Raw genomic sequence first — 26791 nt, forward strand, 5'->3', positions numbered from 1 at the left:
TCTACACGTCCCTCCTTACAAACGTTCCTTCGTGGTTATACGAGCAGCGGGCATGCGCGGCCTGCGTCGACGCCGGGTCGACAGCAGTGACGTTGCCCGCCTCGAGTTCGCGCAAGCGCTCGGCGATGCCGGCCTCCACGCGATCGAGCAGGGCGTCGAAGTCCATGCTGCCACCCTCGCCGGGGAAACCTTTCTTAAGGCCCGGGATGCGACCGTCGCCACGCTCTTCCTCGAGCAGCTCGGCGCTCGCGGCACCGCGCAACGCGGGCTTGCCGCCCTTGGTCGAAAAATAGAGCGCCGCACGGGTATCCAAATCCAGCGCCCGGCGCATGGCCTGGGCGTAGATGAGCGTTTGGGTATGTGGCGGCAACCAGCGCGGATCGTCGATGGGCGCCGTACCCGATTCCTCGTCGCGCACCGTGGGGTCGGCGAGCTTAAACTCCTCAACGCCCGTGCGATGCTTGTAGTCAATCACCACAGCGCGATTCTCGGCATCCACATCCACACGGTCGATGCGCCCGCCGAGCGGCCAGCCGGCATACTCGACCTGGAGCTCGTTGAACGCAAACTCCAGGTAGCGCGGAGCGAAGGGGGCAAGCGCCTCGGACTCGTAAGCAAGCACGCCCTCCAGCTGCGGCAAGATCTCGGCCACCTGACGCTCCTCCACCGGCGAGAGCGGCACCAGCGGGCCCTCGTTGCCACGTTTGCCGGCGTGCTCGGCCAAGGTCTCGGCAAAGACCTCGTGCAGCAGCTCCTGCGCACGCGGCAGGTTTTCGGGCGTCACACGCTCCATGCCCTCTTGGGGCAAACGGGCATGCAGATGTTCCAGCACGTCGTGGACAAAGTTGCCCTTCTCCATGTTGCCAAAACCCGCGTCGATAGACTGGGGCTTAACGCGATACGAGACGAACCAGCACAGCGGGCAGGTGGAATAGGCCTCGATCTGCGAGGCAGACGTCAGACGCGGTACAAGCGGCGCGTCCTCGCCCTCACCGTCCCGATGGCGCAAGACCAGATATGGCACGGCCGCCTCGCTCAAATGCTGAGGAGCCTCGCATGCCACGCGCTCGCGCTTGAGGCCCTTGCCGGCTGCAGGGTCAAAATCACCTACGATATCGCCCTCGCCCACGCATGTCACCTGAGCGGCGCCGGTGGCCTCGGCATGCGCCCGCAACTCGGTCCACACGGCAGCCGGATAGCACTCGCGCGCCTGGCGATCGTGCGTCACGCGCGCAAGCGCAACCGGGCCACGTGCCGCCCGCATCGCGTGGCCAAAGCGCACGCGCAACAAGGCCGCAGGCTCAAGCGTCACGCCCTCGCGACCAAGGCTCGCAGCCAACGTGGCCAGCGGTCCTTCCTCGTGTGAGAGCGGATAGCCGTCCAGATCGACATCGGCAAACAGCACGGCATCGTAGCTGCCGGGGCGCAGAGCCGCCGCATCGGCAAGCGAGGCAAAGCGAACCTGGGCACGTGGCGCACCGTCAACCTCGTAGGTCTCGTAATCGTAGGCGGTGCTACGCTTGTCCACCTTGGTGCGAATGCCATCGAGCACGGGCACGGTCGCGGCCTGTGACACGTCGAGCGCGCGGGCGTCATTCATAAGGATGTCGATGGCGTGGCGCAGCAGGGCCGTCTCCGCTTGGCGACGAGCTTGGCCATCCAGGCTGCCCAGCGAGCGATCGGGCAACGCCTCGGCAACGGCAAGCATGGCCTTGAGCGCCGTCACGGGCTTGTCGCGCCACAGTGCCTGGAACACGTCCGAGACCACACACGGTACGTTCTTAAACCAGTTTTCGTCGCTCGCCGCCTTGCGTGCGCCCCTCACCTGGCCTTGCACGCTCTGCAGCAGGCTCTTAACGCCCGCGGTAGTCTTGCTACGCGAGAGACGCATATTCTTATCGAAGATACGGGCATTGGCGGCATCAGCGCCCGAAAGCGGACTGTAGATCCAGTCGGTAAGCTCCGGCGCGGGCCACCACTCGGTCTTTGACGCCACACCCTCATCGGCCGCCTTCATGCGCTCGATCAAGCTGGCAAGCGCCGCAAACTGCCTGCCCGCAATGGATTGGGAAAACGCCGTGAATTCAGTTGTCTCGGCAGCGATATGACGAGCCGCCAGACGAGAGGCGAGCTCACCGAACAGCTGGGGTGCCCGGGCAGAAACAACGAGCACGCGTACGGGGTCGGCGGAGAGGCCGGCGGTATCGTCGGCCCCGAAACCCTGGCGCGCTTTTACCAGATCATCAATTGCGTCCGCATAAGCATGAGCGCGGGCGTGGGGGCCAGCGACCTCAATAAAGGCAGGCTGAGCGGTAGCTCCACAAGCGGCATCAGACGCGACGGCGTCCTCCCCCAGCGGCGCGACCTCAAACAGCACACCGCTGGCATCAAATGCCGCGGCAAGTTCCTCGCGCATCGCCGCCTGCTCGCGAGCAAGCAGCACGACGACCTCTCCCCCACTGTTCGCCACAGCAGACAGCAGCTCGAGCAGACCGTGCGTAAACGACGTGACGCCGCGTACACAGACGGCACGGGCGCACGCCGGCAGATTATCGGCCAGAGCGCTGGCCATAATGTCAGCCGCCTCGCAGGGCTCGACCATATCTCGACGGTCCAGACCGCCCGCGTAGGCACGCAAAAGCTCGAACACACGAGCCTCGGCATCGCTTTTTGGCTCAGGCCGGCAATTGTTGCCACGGCATCGCTCGGCAGCTGTCCCCGCCACACCTGGCAGCACATCGCGGGCCATGCGCGCAAGCATGCGCACCGTGCCCTGGCTGCGCGAAAGCGGCTGCAGGTCGACATCATCGAGACGCGTGACCATGTCCGAAAACAGCATCTGGCGCTGCAGGTTGTCGACGAAACCGCGCCCGTCGCCCAAAAGCTCCCAAAGCGAGCGAAGCCACGACGCGGGCGTCTTGTAATCGATGCCCAGCGAAACGCCGGCTTCCGCCGCATCATGACGGCACAGGTCGAGCTCGGCAAACGTTGGCGCCAGCAGCACGGCACGCCCGTGGCGGGCAATAAGGTCGGCAAGCAGCGCCGACTCGGCATCGCTCAAATCCGTGCTAGCATTAGTGGTATAGATTCGAACAGACATGGCCCTCCACTCAAACTGTTCGCAATAATCAGTGCATCCATCCTACCCGCCCAAGCGGACACATTGCCACCGCAGCTTCATCTTTTGGTGCTTTGGAGACAAGTCGCTTTGCACCGCATTGGTGCAAAGGGGGCGGACTCGTCCGTTGGTGCAAAGGGGGCGGACTCGCTTGCACCACATTGGTGCAAGCGAGCCTGTCCCCTTTGCACCAATTATTCGGTATATAAAAACCGCCCCCGGAGGAGCGGTTTTTCACAATTCGTTTTGCCGCGGCCTATTCGCCATCCTCCAGCTTAATGAGGATCTTGCGGTAGCCACCGTACTCGCCGTTGAGCGCCTTGGATACACGGCTCACCGTGGTGGACGAAGCGCCGGTACGGACCTGAACCTCGACATAGGGCTCGCCCTCATCCAGGTAGCGCGCGACCTGCAGACGCTGCGATAGATCGCAAATCTCGCGCGGTGTGCAGATATCGGTCAAAAACGCTTGGATATCTTTCTCGTCGTCCAAAAGACTAAATGCGTGGACTAGCTGCTTGACATCAGGCTTGTCAAACATGTTCTCAATATTCATCGATCACCGCCAAACCCGCCAAAAGGCATCGAAGTTGATACTGGCACCGGGCATCGTTCGCCCATTCTATGCAATAGGGCAACGCATGTGGCTTTTGCCCGTAGCAGTTTAGCACACCACCAAACTAAAGTGACAAGACTCTCTGTCAGCGGCGCGTTTTTTAGGACGAACGCCGTTTTGAAACCGAATGCGCACGCAAGCTCCACGAATATCTGAGACAATGGGCGCCCAACGCAGAGGCGCACGCCAAGGCAACCATCCGATTCGCCGCGGCAAACGAGCTTACGCGCCACCAACACGTCACGCGCACCGGAAAGGAACCCACCATGCGCTTCTTGCTCAACTGGCTTTTGACCTCAATCGCTATCGCGATCGCCACGTTCCTCGTCCCCGGCATTCAGCCCTTCGGCATGGCCGACGCCTGGGTCTGCTTTGCCTTTGTGGGACTGTTCCTCAACGTCGTCGACTCGCTCGTCAAGCCGCTCCTGACGGTCATCTCGCTGCCGCTCACCATTATCACGCTGGGTATTTTTCAGCTTGTAGTCAACAGCTTTATGCTCGAGCTTGCCAGCTACCTATCGGTAAATCTGCTGGGCGCGGGCATCTCCATTGCCGGCTTTGGGTCGGCCTTTATGGGTAGCATTTTGGTGTCCATCACTCGAAGCATCTTCGACAGCATCGCCAGGAACTAAAGCAACCGGATACGGACCGCCACAACACGCCAAAACGAAGGCCGTCCATCGCAACGATGGACGGCCTTCGCCTTTGTCAAGCCTCAGAGGACAAAAGAATCTACCATTTCTACCCCGTCCCCAAATGGCTGGTGGGGCTAGATGACGTAGTCGTAGCCCCCGTTGGGGGCGACGAGCGCATCGAGCGTCACACCGTCGAGGTAGTCGTTGATGAGCTTGTCCAGGTTCTTCCACACGTCGAGCGTGGGGCACTCATCAGATCGCGAGCAGCCCTTGCAGTCGCCATCCAGGCAGGCGACCGGCGCCAGGCTGCCCTCGGTCAGGCGCAAGATCTCTCCCACCGTGTACTGCTCGGGCGGGCGCGTGAGCACGTAGCCGCCGCCCTTGCCACGCATGCCCGAGAGCATGTTGGCGCGCACGAGCGTAGCCAAGATGTTCTCGAGATATTTCTCGGAAATCCCCTGTCGCGCCGCGATCTCTTTGAGCGGGATGCGACCGGCCGCCTGGTGCTCGGCCAGGTCGACCATAACGCGCAGGGCGTACCTGCCCTTAGTAGAAACCAACATATATAGTGCTGCCTTTCGGTCTTTTAATCCGTTGAAATTCTAGCCGAAAAATTGGCTTTGAAAATACCCATTCCAGTCAAGGTGGTTAATCGGCTCGTAATAATCTCCTATTTCCTATTGCATTACTAGGCTTTAGTGTCTACTATGCTTGCCAACAGCTAAATGAACAACCTATAAGGTTTATGGGTTTAGCTACTAGGCCACCGTAAAACTACACGGTATCCAGTCATTTGAACACTTGGAGGTTCACCATGAGCAAGGTTTATACGTCCATCGATCAGCTTATCGGCCACACCCCGCTTTTGGAGCTCACTCACTTTGAGGCCGATGAGGACCTCAAGGCCCGCGTGCTCGTCAAATTGGAATACTTCAACCCCGCCGGGTCCGTCAAAGACCGCGTCGCCAAGAACATGATTGACGAGGCCGAGAAGGCCGGCAAGCTCGTGCGCGGCGGCGACTATACCATCATCGAGCCCACGAGCGGCAACACCGGCGTCGGCATCGCCTCGGTGGCGGCGGCTCGCGGCTACAAGGTGATCATCACCATGCCCGAAACCATGTCCGTCGAGCGCCGCAAGCTTATGCAGGCATACGGCGCACAGCTCGTGCTCACCGACGGCTCCAAGGGCATGAAGGGCGCCATCGCCAGGGCCGAGGAGCTGCAGAAGGAGACCCCCAACAGCATCATCGCCGGCCAGTTTGTGAACCCCGCCAACCCCGCCATCCATAAGGCCACGACCGGCCCCGAGATCTGGGACGACACCGACGGCAAGGTCGACATCTTCGTCGCCGGCGTTGGCACCGGCGGCACCGTGACCGGTGTGGGCGAGTTCCTCAAGGAGCAGAACCCCGAGATTCAGGTTGTCGCCGTCGAGCCCGCCACCTCCCCGGTACTCTCCAAGGGCCAGGCCGGTCCGCACAAGATCCAGGGCATCGGTGCCGGCTTTGTGCCCGACGTCCTCGACACCCAGGTCTATGACGAGATCATCCCCGTCGAGAACGACGACGCCTTTGCCACCGGCCGCGCCGTGGGCCACAAGGAGGGCGTGCTCGTGGGCATTTCGTCCGGTGCCGCCGTGTGGGCCGCGCTGCAGCTAGCCAAGCGCCCCGAGAACGAGGGCAAGACCATCGTGGCACTGCTCGCCGATACCGGTGAGCGCTACCTGTCCACGGCACTGTTCCAGGACTAGAGCCTTTTTTCCCATAGGTTGAGCTCAGGGACGAACCTGCCTCCTCTCTCTCCCGGCGGTCTGAGCCCATCCCGTCAGGGTGTCCCACGAGACGTCCGAACTTGCTACAATGTCTGCGGCGCGGAACCAGCCTCCCGCGCCGCTTTTCTTTTTTGGCCACATGCCACCAAGGAGAACCTCCCCATGCACAACAAGCGCGTGCTCGTCGCCATGAGCGGCGGCGTCGATTCCAGCGTGACTGCCTATCTGCTCAAGTGCCAAGGCTACGAATGCGTCGGTGTCACCATGCGCCTCACCTGCCCCGCGCCCGATCCCGTCAGGGGCATGAGCAAGGTCGACCGCGACATCGCCGATGCAAAGGCCGTCGCCGATCGCCTGGGGATACCTCACCATGTGCTCGACCTGCAGCAGGCCTTCGACCGCAACGTTATCGAGCGCTTCGTGACCGCCTACCAGGAGGGGCTGACGCCCAACCCGTGCATCATCTGCAACCGCCATATTAAGTTTGGCGCGCTGCTCGACGCGGCGCTCGATATGGGCTGCGACTACATTGCCACGGGTCACTACGCCAAAACGAGCCAAGCGCCCGATGGCACCTGGCAGCTGCACCGCGGCGAAGACTCCAAGAAGGACCAGAGTTACTTTTTGTATTCGCTCACGCAAGAGCGCCTGGCACGCACAATCTTTCCGCTGGCAGGGTTGGACAAAGAGCGCGACGTGCGCCGCATTGCCGCCGAGCAGGGCTTCATCAACGCCAAGAAGGCCGAGAGCGAGGATATCTGTTTTATCGCGGACGGCGACTACGCGGGCTATATCGAGCGCCGCTGCGGGCATGCCGCCGAGCCGGGCGATATTGTATGGCGCGACGGCAGCGTGGTCGGACGCCACAACGGCGCACTGCGCTATACCGTCGGCCAGCGCAAGGGCCTGGGCGTCGCGATGGCGCGCCCCGTGTATGTAACGGGCGTCGATGCCGCCAACAACATTGTGCATCTGGGCGAGGCTGAGGACCTGACGGCGACAGCGCTCACGGCCAACGACTGGATCTGGAGCGCCCCTGCCGACCGCATGGAGGCAGAGCTCACGTCCGGCGACATTCGCGTGGGCACCAAGTACCGCTACCGTCAAAAGGACCAGGCAGCGACCCTTACACGTGGCGCCGACGGACAGATGCTTCTGACCTTTGACGAGCCGCAGCGCGCCGTCGCCCCCGGCCAGGCCGTTGTAGTCTACCGCGGCGACGTCGTCCTGGGCGGCGGCACCGTAACCGCCGCCATCAGGTAGCCGCAGGATTATCGCCGCACGTGTCGAAGCACTTCAACAGCAGCATTCACCTCGATAACGCGACGCTCGAGGCCGCGGCAAATGGACTCGAGCCGGCCCTCCGCTGTGGCCCATTCGCTCTGCGAAAGAATCTCGATCGCCTCATCAACAAATCCGTTGAGCCGCGATGAATCGAACCAATCGAGTGAGTCCGCAAGCGCCAGCTGGACGGAAGGGTCGGGCCCAAACGGCTTAGCAGAAAACCCAAACTCCCCAGCTGCGAGCACGGCAGTTGGTACGTTGTACCACAGGCAGTTGCCGCTATCGAACAGCGGAGCAGGCCTTATCTCCAGGGTGTCGACATTGCGGATGATGCCGAAGTTTCGCCAATGGCGATCGCTGTTGGCCAAAAGGGCATCGCAGACAATCATCTGCGACATAGACCTTCTCACGGCAGCCTCGTCTGCTCCATGCTTACCAAGGAAGCGGCAGTACCGGTCGTATGTCGAGTTTCCCCGCTGGCTACCAAGTGCGCCCTTAACGTAAACAGCCGGAACGTATTCCTCGCGGCCGTCAAGAAAGTCGTCGCACAGACACACAGGGCCATCGAACATCCGCTCAACCGTATAAGGAACATACTCGCCCTCCGACAACAAGCGACGATGTAGAGCCGTTGCAACCGCCTCGTTAAAGGGACGCTGATCGTCCATGCCGCAACCTTTAGCCAAAACGCGAATGCCGTTTCGGATCACCCACGATTTAGGAAGCTCGCCCTCGGATGTGTTGTCGGGATTTTTAAGACCGATGCCCTCCAGCCAACCCGAACGTCCCTCGGGCGCCGATCGCTCAAAATCATTCTCGAAGTAATTGAGGTTTCGCCATTTGAGCCCGTCGCATTCTGCCGGCCGCAGCCAATAGCAATCCGAAAGCGAGAGGCCCAGGCACTGAACCGGGACCTCGATGCCACTGGCAATTCCCAGTTCACGATAGCGCGAGACGAGTCCGGGGCGAACATCGGGCACCGACCGATGGCTCCACCACACGTTGAGCTCCCGTTTATTCACCGTAGGAGAAGAGCTCGAGCACGTGCCAAACGGCATTCGTTGTGCATCGAGGACCTCCGCGATTTCGAAGGGAAATTCGCGCGACGGATCAAATGAGAGATGCGCGACCTCATGGTCGGCCGACATCAGCGTAAACTTGCGCCCCACATCGGCCGCAGGACGGCGTCCACGTTTGCGGACCTTTTGATAAGCGACCGCGGAATTGTACTCGACCATCTTCCGTCCGCCCACAATATCGCACGCGAGCGTTCCCGATGCGGCAAGTTGAGATATGCGGGCTTTCGTAACGCCCAGCAGGCGGGCAGCATCACCCATAGACAAGTACTCAGACGTATCCATATACCACATCACCTCGTTAAGTAATTTACACGTTTAGTTAATAGATTACATACATCATAATACTAAACTACCCAAAGCGAAAAAAAGCCCGAGAAATCGGGCTTTAGCGATTGGTCAGCCGAGTCGCAAGCTGCTCCCCTAGCGCTGAACGTAGGCGCGAACCAGCTCGTAGGTATTACGCACGCCGTCGATGTGGCTGCGCTCGTAGTTGTGGCTCGCGTACACGCCAGGGCCGATCAGGCCGTGACGGATGTCGTAGCCGGCAGAAAGCGTGGCCTCAACGTCTGAGCCGTAATGCGGGTACACGTCGATGGCGTAATCGAGCTCCAGCTCGCGCGCGATATTGGACAGCGTGGTCACCAGATCGTAGTTGTAGGGGCCGCCCGAATCCTTGGCGCAAATCGACACCATGCGCTCGGTGCAGCCCAGATCGTCACCCACGCAACCCATGTCAACGCTGATCATCTCGCGCGTGTCGGCCGGCACGAAAGCGCCACCGTGGCCGACCTCCTCGTACACCGTAAAAAGCAGTGAAACCTTGCGCGAAAGCGTCACCTCGCCAGCGGCGACGGCACGCGCCAAACCCAGCAAAATGGAGGCCGACAGCTTGTCGTCCAGGAAGCGGCTCTTAATATAGCCGCTCTCCGTCACCGTGGTGCGCGGATCCATAGCGATGATGTCGCCCGTCTGAATGCCCAGCTCAAGCACGTCATCCTTGCTGTCGACATTCTCGTCGAGCAGGATTTCCATGTTCTTCTCGATGGTCTTGACCGGCTCATCGGCCACGTGCGCCGAAGGCTCGGTATTGAGGACCACACCCGTGTACACATTGCCATCGCGCGTGTAGACGGTGCAGTTCTCGCCATCGGCCGTAGACCACTGATGCCCGCCGAGCGTCGTGGGACGCAGGCGACCATTGTCCTTAATGGAGCGCACCATGGCGCCCAGGGTATCGACATGGCTCGCCAACACAAGCGGCTCGCCCTCGCCGCCAAGCTCAACCAGCACGTTGCCCTTATTGGAACGCTCGGGGCCAAAGCCCATATCGCGCAACGTTTCCATTAGATAATCAGTCGCCGCACGGGTATAGCCCGTAGGCGAAGCAATCGAGGTCAGCGCCTTCAACTGGTCTGTAATATAGGAGAGCGTAGAATCCATCTTGGACACCAAAGTCACCCTTTCATATCGAATTAAACCCACAGCAACAATACCACCGCGAACCATCTTTTTACCTAGCGAGACAACCCATCGAGCTTCTCAGAGCAGCGCCCGCCACGATAACGAACCGGCGGGCCCCCGCCCGTTAGCCCCAGAATCTTTCCGCAGGACAGAAGGAGGCCCCGCCGCACGTAGTGCGCAGCGGGGCCTCCGACATGTCCGAGGACGATTGTGGGGCTAACGGGCAGGGGCCCGCCGAACCATGTTAGGCAGCCGGGCAGATCTTCTTGAAAAGCTCGATGACGTCGTCGAGCGTCGCCTCACGCGGGTTGCCCGGGAAGCAAGCGTCGGCCATGGCGTCCTTGGCCAGGACCTCGATCTCGTCAGCCTTCATGGCCTCGCAGACGTGCGGGATGTTCACGTCAGCGGAGAGCTGCTTAACGGCGGCGATAGCGGCGTCGGCAGCCTCATCGGTGCTCATGCCCGTGGTGTCAACGCCCATGGCGACGGCGACCTTGGCCAGGCGCTCGGCGCAAACCGGCTTGTTGAACTCCATGGCAATCGGCAGCAGCATGGCGCAAGCGACGCCGTGCGGGGTGTCGTAGTGAGCGGACAGGGTGTGAGCCATGGCATGGTCGATGCCCAAGCCAACGTTAGAGAAGCCCATGCCGGCGACATACTGACCAAGAGCCATGCCCTCGCGGCCGGAGCCGGGCTGGCCGGACTTGGCCTCGGCAACGGAGTCGCGCAGGTTCTCGCTGATCAGCTTGATGGCCTCAAAGTGGAACATGTCGGAAAGCTCCCAAGCGCCCTTGGTGGTGTAGCCCTCGATGGCGTGGGTCAGAGCGTCCATGCCGGTGGAAGCGGTCAGGCCGGCGGGCATGGAAGCCATCATATCGGGGTCGACGACGGCGACCTCGGGGGCGTCGTTGGTGTCGACACACACGAACTTGCGGACCTTCTCGGGGTCGGTGATGACGTAGTTGATGGTCACCTCAGCAGCAGTACCGGCGGTCGTCGGCACGGCGATGGTGAACACGGCGTGGTTCTTAGTGGGAGCAACGCCCTCGAGGCTGCGGACATCGGCGAACTCGGGGTTGTTGATGATGATGCCGATGGCCTTGGCAGTGTCCATAGAGGAGCCGCCACCGACGGTCACGATAGCATCAGCCTCGGCGGCCTTGAAGGCCTCGACGCCGTCCTTGACGTTCTGAATAGTGGGGTTGGGCTTGATCTCGGAGTAGAGGCTCCAAGCGATGCCGGCGGCATCGAGCTCGTCGGTCACCTTAGCGGTAACGCCAAACTTGACCAGATCGGGGTCGGAGCAGACGAAAATCTTCTTGTAGCCGCGACGCTGGAGCTCGCCGGGGATCTCCTTGATGGCGCCGGAACCATGATAAGAAATGGTGTTGAGAACGAAACGATTAGCCATTGATAGCCTCCCATCGTGTGCGGGGCACCCATTACGCCCCACGCTATGGCTCCCATCCTAGCGCTTTTGAAGCGAAAAACGCGTGAGAATGTCAGATTATTTAAAGCGTTTCAACAACTGGTATCGTCACCACCTGACCACTAAACAAAAAGGGGCGGCCGAGATGACCGTCCCCTCCCCATTATTGATCAGTGTGGCAAGGGGTCAGCCCCTTGCCACATCCTGCCACTATTTTTGGCAGGCCTCTTTCCAATCTTCGCAGGCGCGCTTCCAGCGAAAACGCAGGTCGCGCTCGCGGTCGATAAACATGATGGCAAACGCCACGAACAGCAGCACGCTCGCCACCGCAATAGCGTGCAGCCCCATGCGCTCAATACACCAGTTTCCCAGCACAGCGCCAAACACAAAGGTAAAGATCACGCCAAAGTACAGCAGGCCGTTTTCCAAAAAGCCGCGCTTGTGGGTGATGATGTAGTCGTCCACGTTTTGCAGCGCGTTGCGCAGGTTACCGATGCACATGGTCGTGGCAATGCCGTGACCGTGGATCTTGCGGAAGCTCTCGACCTGCATACCGCAGGCAAACGAGATGAGGCAGTTGGCGAGCAAGTTGTAGCCGCCACCGGGGATAAAGCTCACGCCCAGCAAGATGACGGCTTCAAAGAACACCGTCACCTGGCGCCAGTGAATCACGCTGCCAAACCGCTCGTGTACCAGGTCGGCAAGCATAATGCCCACGGCAAACGACACCACAGGGAAGAAATAGCGCCCCGCGAGCGCCCAATTGCCCTCCGAGATGCTCACGCCCACCAGCAAGATGTTGCCCGTCTGCGCGTTGGCGAAAACATGGTCGCGCCCAATGTACGAATAAACGTCCATAAAGCCACCGGCGAGCGCCAAGATGATGCCCAGCTCAATAGACTCCGATATCTGTTTGGCACGCTGCATCGTCGTGCGCCCTCCTTGTTGACGACCCTCTCGTGCGTTGGCGGAAACATAGCCGCCGTTCATACTGTAACCCATTGACAACATGGTGCGCCCGCGAGACGGACTCCCCAACGCGCAGATACACCGTCTGGAAACAAACGGCGGGCGCGGCATCGACACCCGACACCTCGTGTACTCCACCAGTCTTTTTAGCCCCGTCCCAAAAAGACTGGTTACAATTACGTGCAGCATACAAACACCGGGAGGAATCGTGGCAAAAAAGCCCCAGGACGCTCAGCACAACCAGCACGGCAAGCATGCCCAGCGCGGCCAGCAGCAAAAGCGTGGAAGCAAAACCCGGGGCTCGCGCCCCGCGCATGCCCCGGCAGCGCCTGTCCGCCCCTGGCGCCCGGGCCGCGATAAGTTCCTCCCCGTCAGCCGCGCCGACATGGATGCGCGCGGCTGGGACCAGTGCGACTTTGTCTACATCTGCGGCGACGCCTACGTGGACCATCCCAGCTTTGGCATGGCCATCATCAGCCGCGTCCTCGACGCGCACGGCTACAAGGTGGGCATCATCTGCCAACCCGACTGGACCGACCCCGCCAGCATCACCGTGCTCGGCGAGCCGCGCCTGGGCTTTCTCGTCAGCGCCGGCAACATGGACTCCATGGTCAACCACTATTCGGTGACCAAGCACCGCCGCCACACCGACGCCTATACCCCCGGTGGCGAGGAGGGGCACCGCCCCAACCGTGCCGTCACGGTCTACGGCAACCTCATCCGCCAGACATTCAAGGACGCCCCCATCATCATCGGCGGCATCGAGGCAAGCCTGCGTCGCTTGGCCCACTACGACTACTGGCAGGACAAGCTCAAGCGCTCGGTACTGCTCGACTCGGGCGCCGACATCCTCATCTACGGCATGGGCGAGCACGCGATTGTCGAGATCGCCGACGCGCTCGACGCGGGACTGCCCGTCGATCAGATCACCTATATCAACGGCACCGTCTACCGCACGGGTTCGCTCGACGAGGTCTACGACTACGACCTGCTGCCCAGTTGGGACGACCTTACCGCCGACAAGCTCAACTACGCGCGCAGCTTTAACGTGCAGCAGCAGAATATGGACCCCATCACCGGACATCGCCTGGTAGAGCCTTACCCCAACAGCGTCTATGTGGTGCAGAACCCGCCGTCGGCGACGCTCACCACCGACGAGATGGACGAGGTTGCCGAGCTCCCCTACGCACGCGATTGGCATCCCGATTACGACGCAGCGGGCGGCGTGCCGGCCTTTGCCGAGATCAAGTTTTCCATTAGCTCCAACCGCGGCTGTTTTGGCGAGTGCTCGTTTTGCGCGCTCACCTTCCACCAGGGTCGCGTGCTGCAGATGCGCAGCCACGACTCGATCATGCGCGAGGCCGAGCTGCTCACGCGCGATCCCGAGTTTAAAGGCTATATCAACGACGTGGGCGGGCCGACGGCCAACTTTAGCCGTCCCGCCTGCGACAAGCAGCTCAAGCACGGCGTATGCAAGAACAAGCGATGCCTGTGGCCGAGCGTGTGCAAGAACATGGTGGTCGACGAGAGCGGCTACACGCAGCTGCTGCGCGACCTGCGCCAGCTGCCGGGCGTCAAGAAGGTCTTTGTCCGCAGCGGCATCCGCTTCGACTACACCATGGCCGATGCCTCGGACGAGTTTTTGCGCGAGCTGCTAGAGCACCACGTCTCGGGCCAGCTACGCGTAGCACCCGAGCACGTGAGCGACGCGGTGCTTTCCGTGATGGGCAAACCGAGCCGAGCCGTCTACGACGCATTCTGCCGTAAATTTGAACGCTTGAACCGCGAGTACGGACTCAAGCAGTACGTGGTGCCGTATCTGATCTCGAGCCACCCCGGATCGACGATGAAGGAAGCCGTGGACCTTGCCGAGGCCGTGCGAGACATGGGCTACATGCCCGAGCAGGTGCAGGACTTCTACCCCACGCCGTCCACCATGTCGACGTGCATGTACTACACCGGCGTGGACCCGCGCACCATGGAGCCGATCTATGTGGCGCGCGACCCGCACGAGAAGGCCATGCAACGCGCGCTCATCCAGTATCGCAAGCCCGAGAACTACAAGCTCGTGCGCGAGGCGCTAGAGAAAGCCGGGCGTCGCGATTTGATCGGCTACACCAAGCATTGCCTGATCCGCCCCGTGCCGCCACGCCCGGGCGAGACATCTGCCGGCGGCGGACATGGCACCGGCAAGAAGGGCGGCAAGGGCCACGGTGGCGCTGGCGGCGCTGGAGCCAAGGGGCCCAAGGGCAGCAAAGGCCACGGCGGCATGTCGCGCGCGCAGAACACCGCCGGGCGCAACCGTGCGGCTCAGGGGCGTCAGGGTGCCAACGGAGACGGCAGGCGCAACTAAGGCAACAATGCGCTCGCTGCGTCCATCCCACACGCGTGGCGCAACGAGCGCATTGCCTCAACGAGGATGACGCCGGCGATAGCGACCGTAATTGCCACGTCGAGCGGCGTGTTCACAAACCACAGCAGGCCCATGAGATACGACCCGGCATTAAAAGCAAAGTGCAGCAGGATCGTGTAGCGGAGCTTTCCGGTCGTCACGAGCACCCAACCAAAGATGAGGGCGGCGGCACCCGCGTAGCAACCCTGTACCCAATTCATGTGCATAAAACCGAAGATTGCCGCCTGCAGCATAATCGCCGCGGCGACACCCCACGTGCTTGGGGCCGCCCAGGACACTATGGCGCCGTCTTGCGCACTCGCACGACGCCGGCGCTTCCAGAGCGGACGGCACTGGGGATTAAACGCACGCAGCGAAAACTCAAAGATAACACCGCGCACCAGGAGCTCTTCGCAAAACGGCGCGCCGAGCACCGTGGTCAGGACGGCAAGAGGACTGGTATCGCCCATGCCCGTTTCCTCGACAAGCTCGCTGTAGTCGGCCGCGGCATCGGGCAACAGCGACAGCACGGCGTCGGTCACGTAGCTAACGACCACCTGCAGGGCAAGACCGATCACGATAACGCAGGCGATGCGTTTCCACGCCCCACGCGCTCCCCCGCCGAGCGAATGCTCGCTTTGCGAACGCGCCATAAACGAGCGCGGCCACAGATAACGCCACCACAGCAGCGCCATCAAAAACGACGCCGTCTGAGCGGCGGCTTGGAACCATTGAATATCGAGATTGTCGATCGGATAGCCCGTCAGCACCGACACGGAATCGAGAACAGAAAACAGAACCACGCTCAGGGCTATATCGGCAGCGACAACGCCAAAACAGGCGAGCGCCCACGCTATCGCATTGAGCATGCCAGCCTCCTCAAAACCCGGTACTTGGGGACGTTCCTTAACTGCCGGCAGAAAATGAACGTCCCCAAGTACCGGCAGTTTGGGACAGTCATTGTTGATGAGAATCGGGTGCAGTGCCAAAGGCCCCGTTGGGCGAGATGTCGAACGGGAAGGTGCCGCAGCGATTGAACGCGGCGATAAACATGCGGATGGCGTTGGACGGCGTGGTGCCCACGAGCTGGGTTGCCGCCGCAAAGGCCGCCTTTTCCTCGGGCAAGACCTTCGCGACAACCGGGGTCATGTGTTCTGCCATGGCGCTTCCTTTTTGAAACAACGGTAGTGCGGATAGATGCGGGCCACGCGGCTGGGCGACGGGCTGGAAAGCAACCCGATTGGCCCGCATCTGGAGTTTGTTTCTGCGGCGTTGGTATTACTTGGTATTCCTAAGTTATACCCAGCAGATAGAATACCACACCCGGTCCCATGGGGACGGAGAATAGACGGATTATTTTGTTGCTGGGTTAGTATTTAGAGCGTGATGATGTCCGAGATATCGAGGGCCTAAGCGTCGGCGACATCGTGCGTGGCAAGCAACAACATACGGCCGTCGAGCAAGTCGAGCACGACCTTGGCGCATGCGTCGTGCGCAGCGGTATCTAGACCGGTAAAGGGCTCGTCCAGAATCACCGCGTCGCCTGGGCACAGCAGGACTCGGGCGATCTCGACACGACGGCGCTGCCCGCCCGAGAGCTCGGCCGCACGAACATTCACATCGACCCCCGGCACCAACCGGCGCAGCAAGGCCGCCCGCACGCCCATAACTGCCCTCGCCTTTTGATTCGCGCACGGCGCGGAAGGGACGCGGCGAACGTCGGCGTATGGCGCGCCCAGGCTGGGTATCCGGCGCATGGCGCCCTATTGTCTTGCATAATTTCGCTTATGCCATGCATAAAAAGACGGGGGCACCCCTTCTCGTCCCAACGTACCCCCGCTTGTACCGTGCAAAAACCGGAGTTTTCAGCATCGCGGCCCCCGCAGGCGGTGCCGCGAATCGTGGACGCCGCGCGATTGGCGTCGTTTTGGGGCACGGCGCGACGCGAAACGCGCGTTATCGCCGCGCCGGACGCCGTCAGCCAACCCAAATCGCCTGCCGAAGGATCCCGCTGGCTCAAAAAGACGATTCCGGCGCGTATGCAGTCACCCCGGCTTGCTGAAAACTCCCGAAAATGCACGGCGCGCCCCGGGGGACCCGTGCGCGCCACGAAAAACACGCCCGCATCCAAAAGAATGCGAGCGCGAAAGCCGGATGGCGGCAAGGGCGCCAGGCAGCGGGCGAAATCCCCGGCGTGTCCGCCCGGGCACCGCAGCCGCCGCGCGTCAGCAGAAAACCTCATGCCCTGCGTTGATGTCGGCCCCCGCATACGCGAATCTCCAACTAGGTCGATAGCCCGTATCTCTTGCCACGACCGTCTCCGCGCGTTTCCACGAAGAAGACTCGCCCCACCTAATACTGAGCCCACTAAAAGGGCCCCGAGCATAGTCTGCTCGAGGCCCAAACTCGTGTCGCCTTACCGCGCGACGCGTATGTTACTTGCGCTTGCCGCCGCCGTCACCGGGGCGACGGGAGCTGCCGCCGCGCTTGCCGCCACGATTGTTACCATAGCTGCCACGGTTATCGCGACCGCCGGCACGGCCGCCACGGGAGCCGGCCTGGTTGCTGCCACGTCCGCCGCGATAGCCGCCGCGACGCTCTTCGCGGGTATCGTCGTAGTTGCGCCAGTCATCGCGACGATCTCGACTGGCACGCGGATCGCGACGATCGCGCGACTCGCCAGAACGGCCGGCGCCACTGCGGCCGCCATTTCCGCGAGCATCCTCGCGACGCTCACCGCCGCGGCCACCGCGCTCTTCAAAGCGCTTGCCGCCACGGAACTCGCCGCCGCGGCCACCGCGCTCGTCATCACGACCGGAACGACGGCGGTCGCCCGCGCCGCGCTTGCCGCCGCGCGAGCCGCGGCCCTCGTCCTCGCGCTCAACACGGCGACGACCGCCGCGGTCCTCGTCCTCGCGGCGACGGCGATGTGCCTCGCCCTGGAACTGCTTGGCACGGCGCTCGGCACGGTTGCCGCGCGGGGCCGGTTCGACGGCACCAGCACCGGCACGCTCCTCGGCAGCCACCTCGCGGGCCACGCTCTCCACGGCCTCGTCCACGCGAGCCTGAACGCCCTCGCGCACGCGGGTCTTGCCGCCGCGCTTGGGACGGCTCGGGCGCTCGCTGTCGCCGCGACGCTCATCGCGACCACGGTTGGAACGACCGGCCACATCGCCGTAATCGTCGCCGTTGCGCTTGCCGTCGCGACGCGCCTGCTCAAGCTTCTTCTTGCTCTTGGACTTACCGCGCTTGGTCTTCTTCTTCACCTTAAAGGCCGCAGGGTCGCGCTCGGAATCAACCGCGGGCGGATTGGGGCCCACGTGCAAGTCGCCGGCCTCGTAGATGTCGGCAGTCTTGTCCATGAGTTTCTCGATCTCGTAGAACTCATCCACGTCCTGCTCGGTCACAAACGTGATGGCCCAGCCCAGCTCGCCGGCGCGGCCCGTACGGCCAATACGGTGGATGTAGTCGGTCGGCTCGGCCGGCACGTCAAAGTTCACGACGTAGCGCACGTCGCTAATGTCGATGCCGCGGGCGAGCACGTCGGTTGCCACCAGCACGTCGACGGTACCGTCGCGGAAGGCCGAAAGTGCGCGTTCGCGCTGGGCCTGGCTGCGGTTGCCATGGATCGCGGCAGCCTTGATGCCCTTGCGCTCCAGACGACGGCAGCAGCTGTCGGCACGGTGCTTGGTGCGCATAAAGACGATGGTGCGCTCCGGGCCTTCCTTTTTGAGGAACTCGGGCAGCAGGTTGTTCTTGGCCTCGATGGACACCGGGAACACAAACTGGTCGACGGTGTCGGCTGTCGACGTGGCGGGCGCGATCTCCACGCGGGCCGGGTCGCTCACTAGATCGGTGATCTCGCCCACGGCCTCCTCGTCGAGGGTCGCCGAGAACAGCAGCGTCTGGCGCTCGGCCGGCGTCTCGCGCACAATACGGCGAACGGCGGGCAAAAAGCCCATGTCGAGCATGCGGTCGGCTTCGTCGAGCACCAGTACCTTGACCTCGTCCAGGTGGCAGGCACCCTGCTCGATCAGATCGACCAGACGGCCCGGCGTTGCGACCAGGATGTCGCAGCCGTACTTGAGGGCAGCGGTCTGCGGCTTGTAGCTCACACCGCCCACGACGGTCACGGCAACATGGCCGGTGACGTCGGCGATCTTGCTCGCGACCTCGTCGATTTGCTGGGCGAGCTCGCGCGTAGGAGTGATGACGAGCATCACGGGGCCGCGGCCGTTGCCCTCGGGCTTTTTAGCACCGCGACGACGGTTACGGCCGCCGCGCTCGCGCACAGGTTTGGGAGGAGCGATGTGCTCCAGATTGTTCATGGTCGGCAGCAAAAAGGCGGCCGTCTTGCCGGTGCCAGTCTGAGCGGCGGCAAGCAGGTCGCGGCCCTCGAGCACCACGGGGATCGAACCGGCCTGCACGGGCGTCGGCGCCGTGTAACCCAGGTTCTCGATGGCACGAAGTATCTCGTCCGAAAGACCCAGCTCGTCAAAGGCGAGCAGGTTCTCGGTAGCGGACTCGACGGTCTCGGCGGCGCTGGCCTCGTCGGCCGCATCGAAGGCAGCCTGGGCCATGGCCTCGCGGGTCTCGTCCAGGATCTCGGCGTCGGTGACGTCGGATACAGAATTACGCATCTGTTGTTGTTCCTTATCTGCACGCGCAAGGGGCACGGCATGCGGCCGCGCGGGCGTGCTTGGTAGTGCGCTAGTACATACAAAAACGGGTGCGCACAGAGAGGACGTTGCTCAGCACGCTGGCGATCGCTTTGGCAGCCATATCACGCGCCGTCCAGACGCAGCAGCTCTAAGCGATGGAGCAGATTCGCTGCGGGTTAGTATACCTGCACTCCGTATGCCCCCACGTAAACCACAGATGACGGGGCGGACGGGGTGGGTCTGGGCCAATTGTCTCAATCTGTAACAGTTACGAGGCAAAACCAGGTCTACACGTTACGAATCGAGACAAACCAAAACCTCGCAAAACAACATCTCGATCTGTAACAGATAGAGGTCATTTTCCCTGCCAGATGTTACAGATCGAGATGTTAAGCAACCGCCGAATTGTTTGTCTCAATCTGTAACAGTAACTCGGCAAAAACGGAACTAGATGTTACAGATTGAGACGAAGGGCGAGGATGGTGCGCTAACTTGGCAGTCGACCCCCGTATCGGAATGTCATACATTTCAACTTTTGCCATACACCCCCAGGGGGTATGGGTGTATAGTATCGAGAGGTTAACAATTCCAACACCGAACCACAGAAAGGAGAAGCCATGGCTCAAGATAAGTTCGACGTAGGCGGCATGACATGCGCCGCCTGCCAGGCGCACGTGGACCGCGCCGTGAGCAAGCTCGACGGCGTCCAAAGCGTCGCGGTCAACCTACTTGCCGGTTCCATGATGGTCGACTACGACCCCGCGCAGGTCTCCCCCGACGATATCTGCACCGCCGTCGACCGCGCGGGCTACTCGGCCTCACCCGTCAGCACGGGCATCGGTGCCGCCGGCTCAAACGGCAGCGCGCAAGTCAGGTCTGGCGCCGCCCATATGGAGTCGCCCACCAAAAAGCTGGAGGCCGCCGCCTCTGCCATGCGCACCCGCCTCATCGTCTCGATCGTCTTCCTCATCCCACTGTTCTACATAGGCATGGGACACATGCTCGGCTGGCCGCTGCCCGGCATTTTCACCGACCATATCCACAGCATGACGCTCGCCCTCACCGAGCTTGTCCTGCTCATCCCCATCGTCTACGTCAACGACGCGTACTTTATCAACGGGTTTAAATCGCTCGCGCACGGCGCACCCACCATGGATGCCCTCATCGCCGTGGGCGCCACCGCTTCCATCGCCTGGTCGCTCTATGCCATGTTCATCATGGCCGACCAGCTGGCCACGGGGCAGATGCACGAGGCCATGATGACAGGCATGGACAATCTGTATTTTGAGAGCGCGGGCACGATTCTGTCGCTCGTCACCGTGGGCAAATACCTCGAGACGCTCAGTAAGTCCAAAACCGGCGGCGCCATCGAGGCGCTCATCGATCTGGCGCCTAAAACCGCGACCGTCGTTGCCGACGATGGCAGCGAAACCACCGTCGACGTCGATAACATCCTTCCCGGCCAGGTCCTGCGCGTGCACCCCGGCGAGTCAATCCCCGTCGACGGCGTGGTGCTCGAGGGTAGCTCGGCCGTGGACGAGAGTGCGCTCACCGGCGAGTCAATCCCCGTGGAAAAGACCGCCGGCGACACCGTCAACGCCGCCACCGTCAACCGCACCGGCTCGTTTACCTTCCGCGCCACGCGGGTTGGTGCCGAGACATCACTCGCCAAGATCATCCAGCTCGTCGAGGATGCCAACGCCACCAAGGCGCCCATCGCCCGCATGGCCGACAAGGTCGCCGGCGTGTTCGTGCCCGTGGTGTTCGTGATCTCGGCCGTGACCTTTGCGGTGTGGATGGCACTGACCGGCAGCATAAACGAGGCACTTACCTCCGCCGTGGCCGTGCTGGTGATCAGTTGTCCCTGCGCGCTCGGCCTAGCCACGCCCGTCGCCATTATGGTGGGCACCGGCAAGGGCGCCGAGATGGGCATTCTGTTTAAGAGCGCCGAGGCGCTGGAGAACCTGCGCGGCGTGGGTACCGTGGTGCTCGATAAGACGGGTACGGTCACCCGCGGCAAACCTGCCGTGACCGATATCGTGGTAGCCACGCGCGCCGACGGCTCGCCCGCCATGAGTGAAAAGGCGTTACTGAAGCTCGCTGCCGCGCTGGAGCGCTCGAGCGAGCATCCGCTGGCCGAGGCGATTATGACCGAGTGCGAGGCGCGCGGAATCGTGGCGCGCATGGTCGAGGACTTTGCCGCCGTGCCCGGTCACGGCGTTACGGCGCGCGAGGGACAAAACGCCATCGCTGCCGGTAACGTTCGCCTGATGAGCGAGCTGGGTATCACCGTGCCCTCAGGACTTGCCGAGCGATTCGCCGCCGAGGGCAAGACACCGTTGTTCTTTGCCAAGAACGGCGAGCTTGTCGGCACCATTGCCGTAGCTGACGAGGTCAAGGAGACGAGCGCCGAGGCCATCGCTGCGATGCGTTCGCTCGGCGTCGACGTGCACATGCTCACCGGCGACAACCGTGTGACGGCCGAAGCAATCGCCCGCCGCGTAGGACTGAGCAGCAAGCAGGTCATTGCCGACGTGCTTCCCGCCGACAAGGAACGCCACGTGCGCGAACTGCAGGATGCGGGCGGCAAGGTCGCCATGGTGGGCGACGGCATCAACGACTCCCCTGCCCTGGCGCGCGCCGACGTGGGCCTTGCTATCGGCACCGGCGCCGACATCGCCAAGGAAGGGGCAGATGTGGTACTCATGCGCAGCGACCTCATGGACGTCGCCCGCGCTATCGAGCTTTCGCGCGCCACGATTCGCAACATCAAGCAAGACCTGTTCTGGGCGCTGTTCTACAACGGCATCGGCATTCCGCTCGCTGCGGGCGTGTTCTTCCCCCTCACCGGCTGGCAGCTCTCGCCGATGTTTGGCGCCGCGGCGATGAGCCTGTCGAGCGTGTGCGTCGTGTCCAATGCTCTGCGCCTGAAATCCTTTAAGCCTAAAGTGGCAAAATAGGCTCACCATTACATCCATTTAGAACGGGTTTTCCAGGTGCCCGAGATTGACCTGAAAGAGGAGCGACGCGTACTTTGGTACGCGAGCGACGGCTTGAAGGTCAAGGTCGGGTGCCTGGGAAAGCCGACATAACAGAGAGGAATACCCATGCGTTACACAATTAAGACTTCCGGCCTTATGTGTGGCCACTGCGACGCTACTGTCGAGACGGCACTGCTCAACGTTGCCGGCGTGACCGACGCCGATGCCGATCACGAGACTCAGACGGTACAGGTGGAGTGCGCCGACACCGTGGCCGTCGAGCAGCTCGCTGCCGCCGTCGAGAGCGCCGGCGAGAAGTTCCACGCCCTGTCCGTAACCGCAGCCTAGCAGCTACCAGAAGCATTCGACCCCATCGACCAGAAACGAGGACCCGCCATGATGGCAGACCACAAATCGGTGAACCGTATGCTCAAGACGGCGCGCGGCCAGATCGACGGCATCCTGCGGATGGTCGAGGAGGACCGCTACTGCGTCGATATTTCCACGCAGCTCATGGCCACACAGGCACTCCTCGCGCGCATTAACGCCGACGTACTCAAGGCGCATATCGAGGGCTGCGTGACTTCGGCAATCGAATCGGGCGACGAAGACCTCAAAGCCGCGAAGCTCGCCGAGATCGAACGCGTCGTCGACAAGCTCTCTAAGTAATCGGCGCATTGAGGACAAACCACTTTGCACCGTCTTGATGTTCCGAGGACAGGTATGTTTGCACCACATTGGTGCAGATTAACCTGTCCCCCTTGCTCTAAATCGGGTATAAAGGCGTGCGGCATATCGAACGAAAGGCAATTTGCATGAATGACTTTATGAAGGGCCGCAATGGCGCCGACGAGCTCACCATCGTGATGGGTTTTGCGGGCATCGTCATCGCGATGATCGGATCGATGGCCCGCGTCCAGTGGCTCAGTTGGATCGCCATCGCCGTCATCGTGATCGGCGTACTGCGCGGCCTGTCCAAAAACATCGACGCACGTCGCAAGGAGAACGAGGCCTTTGTCGCCGGCTCGGCTAAGGTCCCCGGCTTGGGCAAGTTTGTCGCCAGCTTGGGTGGCGGCGCTGCAGCGGCCAGCACCTCACGCGCGGCCGGCACCAGTAAGGAAGACTTTGAGCGTGCCAAGCGCACGGCCAAGAAGATGTGGAAAGGTCGCAAGACCACGGCATACCTCAAGTGCCCCAACTGCGGCCAGATGCTCTCCGTTCCCAAGGGCAAAGGCAAAATCCGCGTCACCTGCCCCAAGTGCCACGCCAAGATGGAGACGCGCTCGTAGCCGCCATACCGCAGGACAAAATAAAAGCCGAGGTCTCGCACTGGGACCTCGGCTTTTTTAAATGCGACAAAGGGCCCGCCCCCGTCACACCTACGCCACGCCGTCGCGGGCAAGCTCCTCGGCAAGCGCCTCGGCTGGCATGGCCATAATCGTGTCGAGCTCGGCGTCCACCTCGGGAATACGCTTCACCTTGAGTTTGCGCACCAGATCGCCACGACACATCACGTGCATCGGCTCGCGCAGAGCACACAGGTCATCGAGCGGGTTCTCGCGCGTCACCAGGATATCGGCAGCCTTGCCGCACTCGATCGCACCGGTCTCGCCGCCCAGCCCCAGCAGCTCAGCATTAACCTGCGTAGCCGTATGCAGCGCAAACGCATTGCTCACGCCCACGTACTTGGCAAAATAGGCCACCTCGCGCCACATGTCGTACTGGGTCACGAACGGGCAGCTCGAATCCGTACCCAAACCTACCTTGATACCGGCTTCCAGCGCCGCACGAGCGCTCTCGATAATGCCCGAGCACACGATATCGCCGTTCTTCTTTTGCGTTTCGGTCGAATGAGTCTTCTCCGGATCGAGCAGCACAAACGGCAGTGCGGGGCTGATCGTGCAGGTCACACTCGGCGCACGCCCCTCGAGCTGAGTTCCCGCGGCGCCGCGGTACAGCTCCAGGATCTCGGGCGTCAACGGGGCGCCGTGCTCGATCGTATCGACGCCGGCCTCGAGCGCGGCCTTCACGCCCTCGGTGCTCTCGACATGAGCCATAACCGGAAGGCCCATATCGTGCGCTGCCTTGCACGCCGCTGCGGCAAGCTCCACCGGCATACGCAGCACGCCCGGCTCGCCCACCTCGGTCGCATCGAACACACCGCCCGTTACGAACAGTTTAATGACATCGGCACCGCGCGCATACAGGTCGCGCACCTGTTCGGCCGCCTCGGAGGGACTGTTGGCCACCTGGGCGAACAAGCCCGCGCCGTGGCCACCCGGCACCGTAACGCCCGTTCCCGGCGCCACCAGGCGAGGACCCTGATACTTGCCGGCGTCGATAGCATCGCGCACGGCCAGATCGGCAAACAGCGGGTCGCCCGCGCCGCGCACCGTGGTCACGCCGCTTGCCAGCTGCTGTTGGGCGCTGCCCTTAAGAATATGGCGCACGATAGCGCGCCCCACGGGATTATCGAGCTTCTTCATCAGCGCGCCCGCATCGCCCGCCGAAACCGGCTTGCCCGAGCCGCACAGATGCACATGCATATTGATGAGGCCCGGCATGAGATACGCCCCGGCCAGGTCGAGGACCTCGGCACCTGCAGGCGCCTGCGCAACAGCGCTCGGCCCCATCCACGTGATGACACCGCGCTCAACGGCCACGGCCATGTCGGGCTGCGGCTCCATATGCTCCGAACCATCCAGGACGGTCGCATTGATAAACAACGTGGAACGATCGGCAGACGCCATATCGAGCTCCTCCCTCACGATTAACTTGAACATTTGTCCATTATCACCTAATGCAGCAAACTAAAGTCGAACATATCGGTTAGCGGAGGGACGAGAGAGATGTGAGGGCAAACGGAGACAGCAGGGCAATGCTCCAGCCGTTCCAGCAAAACGTCTTGATTTGTAACAGGTAGACCAGGTTTTAGCAGCCAGATGTTACAGATCGAGATCTTTCGGCACCGCGTCCAGCCTTTGTCTCAATCTGTAACATTTGGGTCGAATTTTGGCCGTTAGATGTTACAGATCGAGATATTCTCCAGCCCTGTCGTCAAACATCTAAATCTGTAACATGTAGACGGGTTTTCGGCCTCTAGATGTTACAGATTTAGATCTTTTAGCGGCAGCAACCTTCTGTCTCGATCTGTAACAGTTACGAGGCCAAACGGCCCCTTGTTGTTACAGATCGAGACAAACTCGACAGGAACAACCACATCCGCGTTAGTCGTATCCCTCAGCGCCCATACCACTGACGCTTCCATCCCTCAGCCAAATCGGCCCGCTGCGAAATACCCGCCAGCCTCATCTTTTCAGCCAGCTTCCCCGGGTTCTTGAGTTCATCAAACGTGAACCTCAGCACCTTGTGCCCGAGCATTGTCAGATGAGACTCCCGCTGACGCTCTGCTACGAACGGGTCGACTGACTCCCGATCCCCACCATCCTGCAGGGTATACTTTCCTTTTCCGTCGAGCTCGCCAATCACGCACGTCCCGTCCTCGAGCCTCCAGAAATAATCGACCCGAAACACCTGGCTCGAATCGAGCGGATCGCGAAACTCCACCTGCAACTCTGGCACCGGAAAACCGTATGCAATAAAGAACGCTCGGAACCGAGACTCGCCACCATTTTCGGACAGCCCGTCCGCATGCGACGCAATCACCTGAGCTCTGCGATACCCGTGTCTGCCCTCGCAATCGGCCTGGAGCCGTTCGCAGAGGTCGTCGCGCGATATGCCCTTCGCCCGCAGCGCAGAATCGGCAATCGCCAGACCATATGAAAACGGCGCACGCAGCAGACAATCCTCCACCGTGCGCCAAAACGGCGTCACTCGCACGCCGTCGACGCGCTCAAGCGCACCCGACGCCTGCGGACGCAGCAGCCTATATCCCGTGCTCAACGCCACCGAACAACCCGTCTTGACCAAGTAACGCGGCCCGAGCAGATCATTCGGCACCTCCAGACCCCATATCAGCGCGGCGTCATATCCCCAAAACGCCCAATCGGGATGAAACTCCGCAAGCCCCTTGATGGTCCGCCGAGCCCGCTCCGGCGGCGTCAACGCATCCCATTCATGCTGAAAACAGAATAGGTGCGATTCGGGCTCCGCAATATCGTCTGTGCCCACATGGCGCCGCAGCCACATGAGCTCGGCATTGTCGTGCGTCGCAAGCAGCACGCCTTGTTCAGCCGCCTCCGTGAGCCTGGCGAGCATCCTATTCCGCGCCAAGGTGCTACGTGTTGCATGTTTGTGTTTGAAAACGATATTAGACACTTCCATCACCACCACGTCAGACAAATGGACCATCGTCACCGTTGCCTCCGCTGACAAATGTCTTGATCTGTAACAGGAAGACAGTCTTTGAGCCTCTAGTTGTTACAGATTTAG

The 26791-nt window shown here is 61.7% G+C and carries 21 protein-coding genes; 8 read left to right on the top strand and 13 right to left on the bottom strand.

What is annotated here, in order from left to right; translation table 11 throughout:
* Position 1: 1 nt before the first annotated feature.
* Both ACTQXI_RS01700 and ACTQXI_RS01705 read right to left on the bottom strand, forming a co-directional pair.
* Positions 2-3100: a PD-(D/E)XK nuclease family protein gene (locus tag ACTQXI_RS01700; RefSeq protein ID WP_441548198.1), complete on the bottom strand. Its 3099-nt coding sequence runs from the start codon at positions 3098-3100 to the stop codon at positions 2-4.
* 274 nt (positions 3101-3374) lie between these two features.
* Entirely contained in the window at positions 3375-3674 is a 300-nt protein-coding gene (locus tag ACTQXI_RS01705) for a YerC/YecD family TrpR-related protein (RefSeq protein WP_154515917.1), read from the bottom strand.
* Between the two features lie 326 nt (positions 3675-4000).
* On the opposite strand from ACTQXI_RS01705, the gene ACTQXI_RS01710 reads away from it, so the two are divergent.
* On the top strand, positions 4001-4366 hold the full coding sequence (locus ACTQXI_RS01710) for a phage holin family protein (protein ID WP_154515920.1): 366 nt from the start codon (positions 4001-4003) through the stop codon (positions 4364-4366).
* A gap of 137 nt (positions 4367-4503) precedes the next feature.
* On the opposite strand, the gene ACTQXI_RS01715 is transcribed toward ACTQXI_RS01710, so the two are convergent.
* Entirely contained in the window at positions 4504-4932 is a 429-nt protein-coding gene (locus ACTQXI_RS01715) for an RrF2 family transcriptional regulator (RefSeq protein WP_154515923.1), read from the bottom strand.
* A 251-nt stretch (positions 4933-5183) separates the two neighbouring features.
* On the opposite strand from ACTQXI_RS01715, the gene cysK reads away from it, so the two are divergent.
* Together cysK and mnmA are read left to right on the top strand one after the other, a co-directional pair.
* Entirely contained in the window at positions 5184-6122 is a 939-nt protein-coding gene (gene cysK / locus ACTQXI_RS01720; RefSeq protein ID WP_154515926.1) for a cysteine synthase A, read from the top strand.
* A gap of 18 nt (positions 6123-6140) precedes the next feature.
* Positions 6141-7406, top strand: a complete 1266-nt coding sequence (gene mnmA, locus ACTQXI_RS01725) for a tRNA 2-thiouridine(34) synthase MnmA (RefSeq protein ID WP_441548199.1) — start codon at positions 6141-6143, stop codon at positions 7404-7406.
* 8 nt (positions 7407-7414) lie between these two features.
* On the opposite strand, the gene ACTQXI_RS01730 is transcribed toward mnmA, so the two are convergent.
* From ACTQXI_RS01730 to ACTQXI_RS01745, 4 genes are all read right to left on the bottom strand, one after another.
* Positions 7415-8788, bottom strand: coding sequence for a hypothetical protein (locus ACTQXI_RS01730; protein WP_441548200.1), 1374 nt, complete (start codon positions 8786-8788; stop codon positions 7415-7417).
* A gap of 138 nt (positions 8789-8926) precedes the next feature.
* The gene (locus tag ACTQXI_RS01735; protein WP_117635086.1) at positions 8927-9946 is read right to left on the bottom strand and encodes a M42 family metallopeptidase; all 1020 of its coding nucleotides are present in this window, start codon (positions 9944-9946) and stop codon (positions 8927-8929) included.
* A gap of 265 nt (positions 9947-10211) precedes the next feature.
* Positions 10212-11378 (bottom strand): lactaldehyde reductase, encoded by a 1167-nt coding sequence (gene fucO, locus ACTQXI_RS01740; RefSeq protein WP_154515935.1) that lies wholly within the window; start codon positions 11376-11378, stop codon positions 10212-10214.
* 228 nt (positions 11379-11606) lie between these two features.
* Positions 11607-12323: a YoaK family protein gene (locus tag ACTQXI_RS01745; RefSeq protein WP_154515938.1), complete on the bottom strand. Its 717-nt coding sequence runs from the start codon at positions 12321-12323 to the stop codon at positions 11607-11609.
* Positions 12324-12573: 250 nt separating this feature from the next.
* Between ACTQXI_RS01745 and ACTQXI_RS01750 the strand changes: the two genes are divergently transcribed.
* Entirely contained in the window at positions 12574-14718 is a 2145-nt protein-coding gene (locus ACTQXI_RS01750; RefSeq protein WP_441548202.1) for a YgiQ family radical SAM protein, read from the top strand.
* On the opposite strand, the gene ACTQXI_RS01755 is transcribed toward ACTQXI_RS01750, so the two are convergent.
* The 4 genes from ACTQXI_RS01755 to ACTQXI_RS01770 form a co-directional block, all read right to left on the bottom strand.
* A complete protein-coding gene (locus ACTQXI_RS01755) occupies positions 14715-15626 on the bottom strand; it encodes a CPBP family intramembrane glutamic endopeptidase (protein ID WP_441548203.1) in 912 nt (303 codons plus the stop codon). The genes ACTQXI_RS01750 and ACTQXI_RS01755 overlap by 4 nt on opposite strands.
* 88 nt (positions 15627-15714) lie before the next feature.
* Positions 15715-15918 (bottom strand): type II toxin-antitoxin system RelB/DinJ family antitoxin, encoded by a 204-nt coding sequence (locus tag ACTQXI_RS01760; protein WP_117734431.1) that lies wholly within the window; start codon positions 15916-15918, stop codon positions 15715-15717.
* A gap of 248 nt (positions 15919-16166) precedes the next feature.
* Complete coding sequence (locus ACTQXI_RS01765) at positions 16167-16376, bottom strand: ATP-binding cassette domain-containing protein (protein WP_441548204.1); 210 nt, start codon at positions 16374-16376, stop codon at positions 16167-16169.
* A gap of 816 nt (positions 16377-17192) precedes the next feature.
* A complete protein-coding gene (locus ACTQXI_RS01770) occupies positions 17193-19397 on the bottom strand; it encodes a DEAD/DEAH box helicase (protein WP_441548205.1) in 2205 nt (734 codons plus the stop codon).
* Positions 19398-20035: 638 nt separating this feature from the next.
* Here ACTQXI_RS01770 and ACTQXI_RS01775 point away from each other — a divergent pair.
* From ACTQXI_RS01775 to ACTQXI_RS01790, 4 genes are all read left to right on the top strand, one after another.
* On the top strand, positions 20036-22378 hold the full coding sequence (locus ACTQXI_RS01775) for a heavy metal translocating P-type ATPase (RefSeq protein WP_441548206.1): 2343 nt from the start codon (positions 20036-20038) through the stop codon (positions 22376-22378).
* A 147-nt stretch (positions 22379-22525) separates the two neighbouring features.
* The gene (locus ACTQXI_RS01780) at positions 22526-22747 is read left to right on the top strand and encodes a heavy-metal-associated domain-containing protein (protein WP_441548207.1); all 222 of its coding nucleotides are present in this window, start codon (positions 22526-22528) and stop codon (positions 22745-22747) included.
* 51 nt (positions 22748-22798) lie between these two features.
* Positions 22799-23068 carry a metal-sensing transcriptional repressor gene (locus ACTQXI_RS01785; RefSeq protein WP_229778266.1) on the top strand — a complete coding sequence of 90 codons (270 nt, stop codon included), beginning with the start codon at positions 22799-22801 and terminating at the stop codon, positions 23066-23068.
* Positions 23069-23214: 146 nt separating this feature from the next.
* Positions 23215-23688: a hypothetical protein gene (locus ACTQXI_RS01790; RefSeq protein WP_427717775.1), complete on the top strand. Its 474-nt coding sequence runs from the start codon at positions 23215-23217 to the stop codon at positions 23686-23688.
* A gap of 90 nt (positions 23689-23778) precedes the next feature.
* Here ACTQXI_RS01790 and ACTQXI_RS01795 read toward each other — a convergent pair whose 3' ends face one another.
* Together ACTQXI_RS01795 and ACTQXI_RS01800 are read right to left on the bottom strand one after the other, a co-directional pair.
* Positions 23779-25182 carry an amidohydrolase family protein gene (locus ACTQXI_RS01795; RefSeq protein WP_441548208.1) on the bottom strand — a complete coding sequence of 468 codons (1404 nt, stop codon included), beginning with the start codon at positions 25180-25182 and terminating at the stop codon, positions 23779-23781.
* 457 nt (positions 25183-25639) lie between these two features.
* Complete coding sequence (locus ACTQXI_RS01800) at positions 25640-26716, bottom strand: hypothetical protein (protein ID WP_441548209.1); 1077 nt, start codon at positions 26714-26716, stop codon at positions 25640-25642.
* Positions 26717-26791: the final 75 nt, after the last annotated feature.

The sequence above is a fragment of the Collinsella sp. LCP19S3_C9 genome, assembly GCF_052121575.1.
Lineage (GTDB): Bacteria > Actinomycetota > Coriobacteriia > Coriobacteriales > Coriobacteriaceae > Collinsella.

Coding starts and splice junctions, on each gene's coding strand:
- ACTQXI_RS01755 (WP_441548203.1), bottom strand. CDS start 15,626: ATGCTCAATGCGATAGCGTGGGCGCTCGCCTGTTTTGGCGTTGTCGCT.
- ACTQXI_RS01770 (WP_441548205.1), bottom strand. CDS start 19,397: ATGCGTAATTCTGTATCCGACGTCACCGACGCCGAGATCCTGGACGAG.
- ACTQXI_RS01735 (WP_117635086.1), bottom strand. CDS start 9,946: ATGGATTCTACGCTCTCCTATATTACAGACCAGTTGAAGGCGCTGACC.
- ACTQXI_RS01760 (WP_117734431.1), bottom strand. CDS start 15,918: ATGGCAGAACACATGACCCCGGTTGTCGCGAAGGTCTTGCCCGAGGAA.
- ACTQXI_RS01790 (WP_427717775.1), top strand. CDS start 23,215: ATGAATGACTTTATGAAGGGCCGCAATGGCGCCGACGAGCTCACCATC.
- ACTQXI_RS01730 (WP_441548200.1), bottom strand. CDS start 8,788: ATGGATACGTCTGAGTACTTGTCTATGGGTGATGCTGCCCGCCTGCTG.
- ACTQXI_RS01775 (WP_441548206.1), top strand. CDS start 20,036: ATGGCTCAAGATAAGTTCGACGTAGGCGGCATGACATGCGCCGCCTGC.
- ACTQXI_RS01710 (WP_154515920.1), top strand. CDS start 4,001: ATGCGCTTCTTGCTCAACTGGCTTTTGACCTCAATCGCTATCGCGATC.
- fucO (WP_154515935.1), bottom strand. CDS start 11,378: ATGGCTAATCGTTTCGTTCTCAACACCATTTCTTATCATGGTTCCGGC.
- ACTQXI_RS01715 (WP_154515923.1), bottom strand. CDS start 4,932: ATGTTGGTTTCTACTAAGGGCAGGTACGCCCTGCGCGTTATGGTCGAC.
- ACTQXI_RS01700 (WP_441548198.1), bottom strand. CDS start 3,100: ATGTCTGTTCGAATCTATACCACTAATGCTAGCACGGATTTGAGCGAT.
- ACTQXI_RS01780 (WP_441548207.1), top strand. CDS start 22,526: ATGCGTTACACAATTAAGACTTCCGGCCTTATGTGTGGCCACTGCGAC.
- ACTQXI_RS01795 (WP_441548208.1), bottom strand. CDS start 25,182: ATGTTCAAGTTAATCGTGAGGGAGGAGCTCGATATGGCGTCTGCCGAT.
- ACTQXI_RS01785 (WP_229778266.1), top strand. CDS start 22,799: ATGGCAGACCACAAATCGGTGAACCGTATGCTCAAGACGGCGCGCGGC.
- ACTQXI_RS01745 (WP_154515938.1), bottom strand. CDS start 12,323: ATGCAGCGTGCCAAACAGATATCGGAGTCTATTGAGCTGGGCATCATC.
- cysK (WP_154515926.1), top strand. CDS start 5,184: ATGAGCAAGGTTTATACGTCCATCGATCAGCTTATCGGCCACACCCCG.
- ACTQXI_RS01705 (WP_154515917.1), bottom strand. CDS start 3,674: ATGAATATTGAGAACATGTTTGACAAGCCTGATGTCAAGCAGCTAGTC.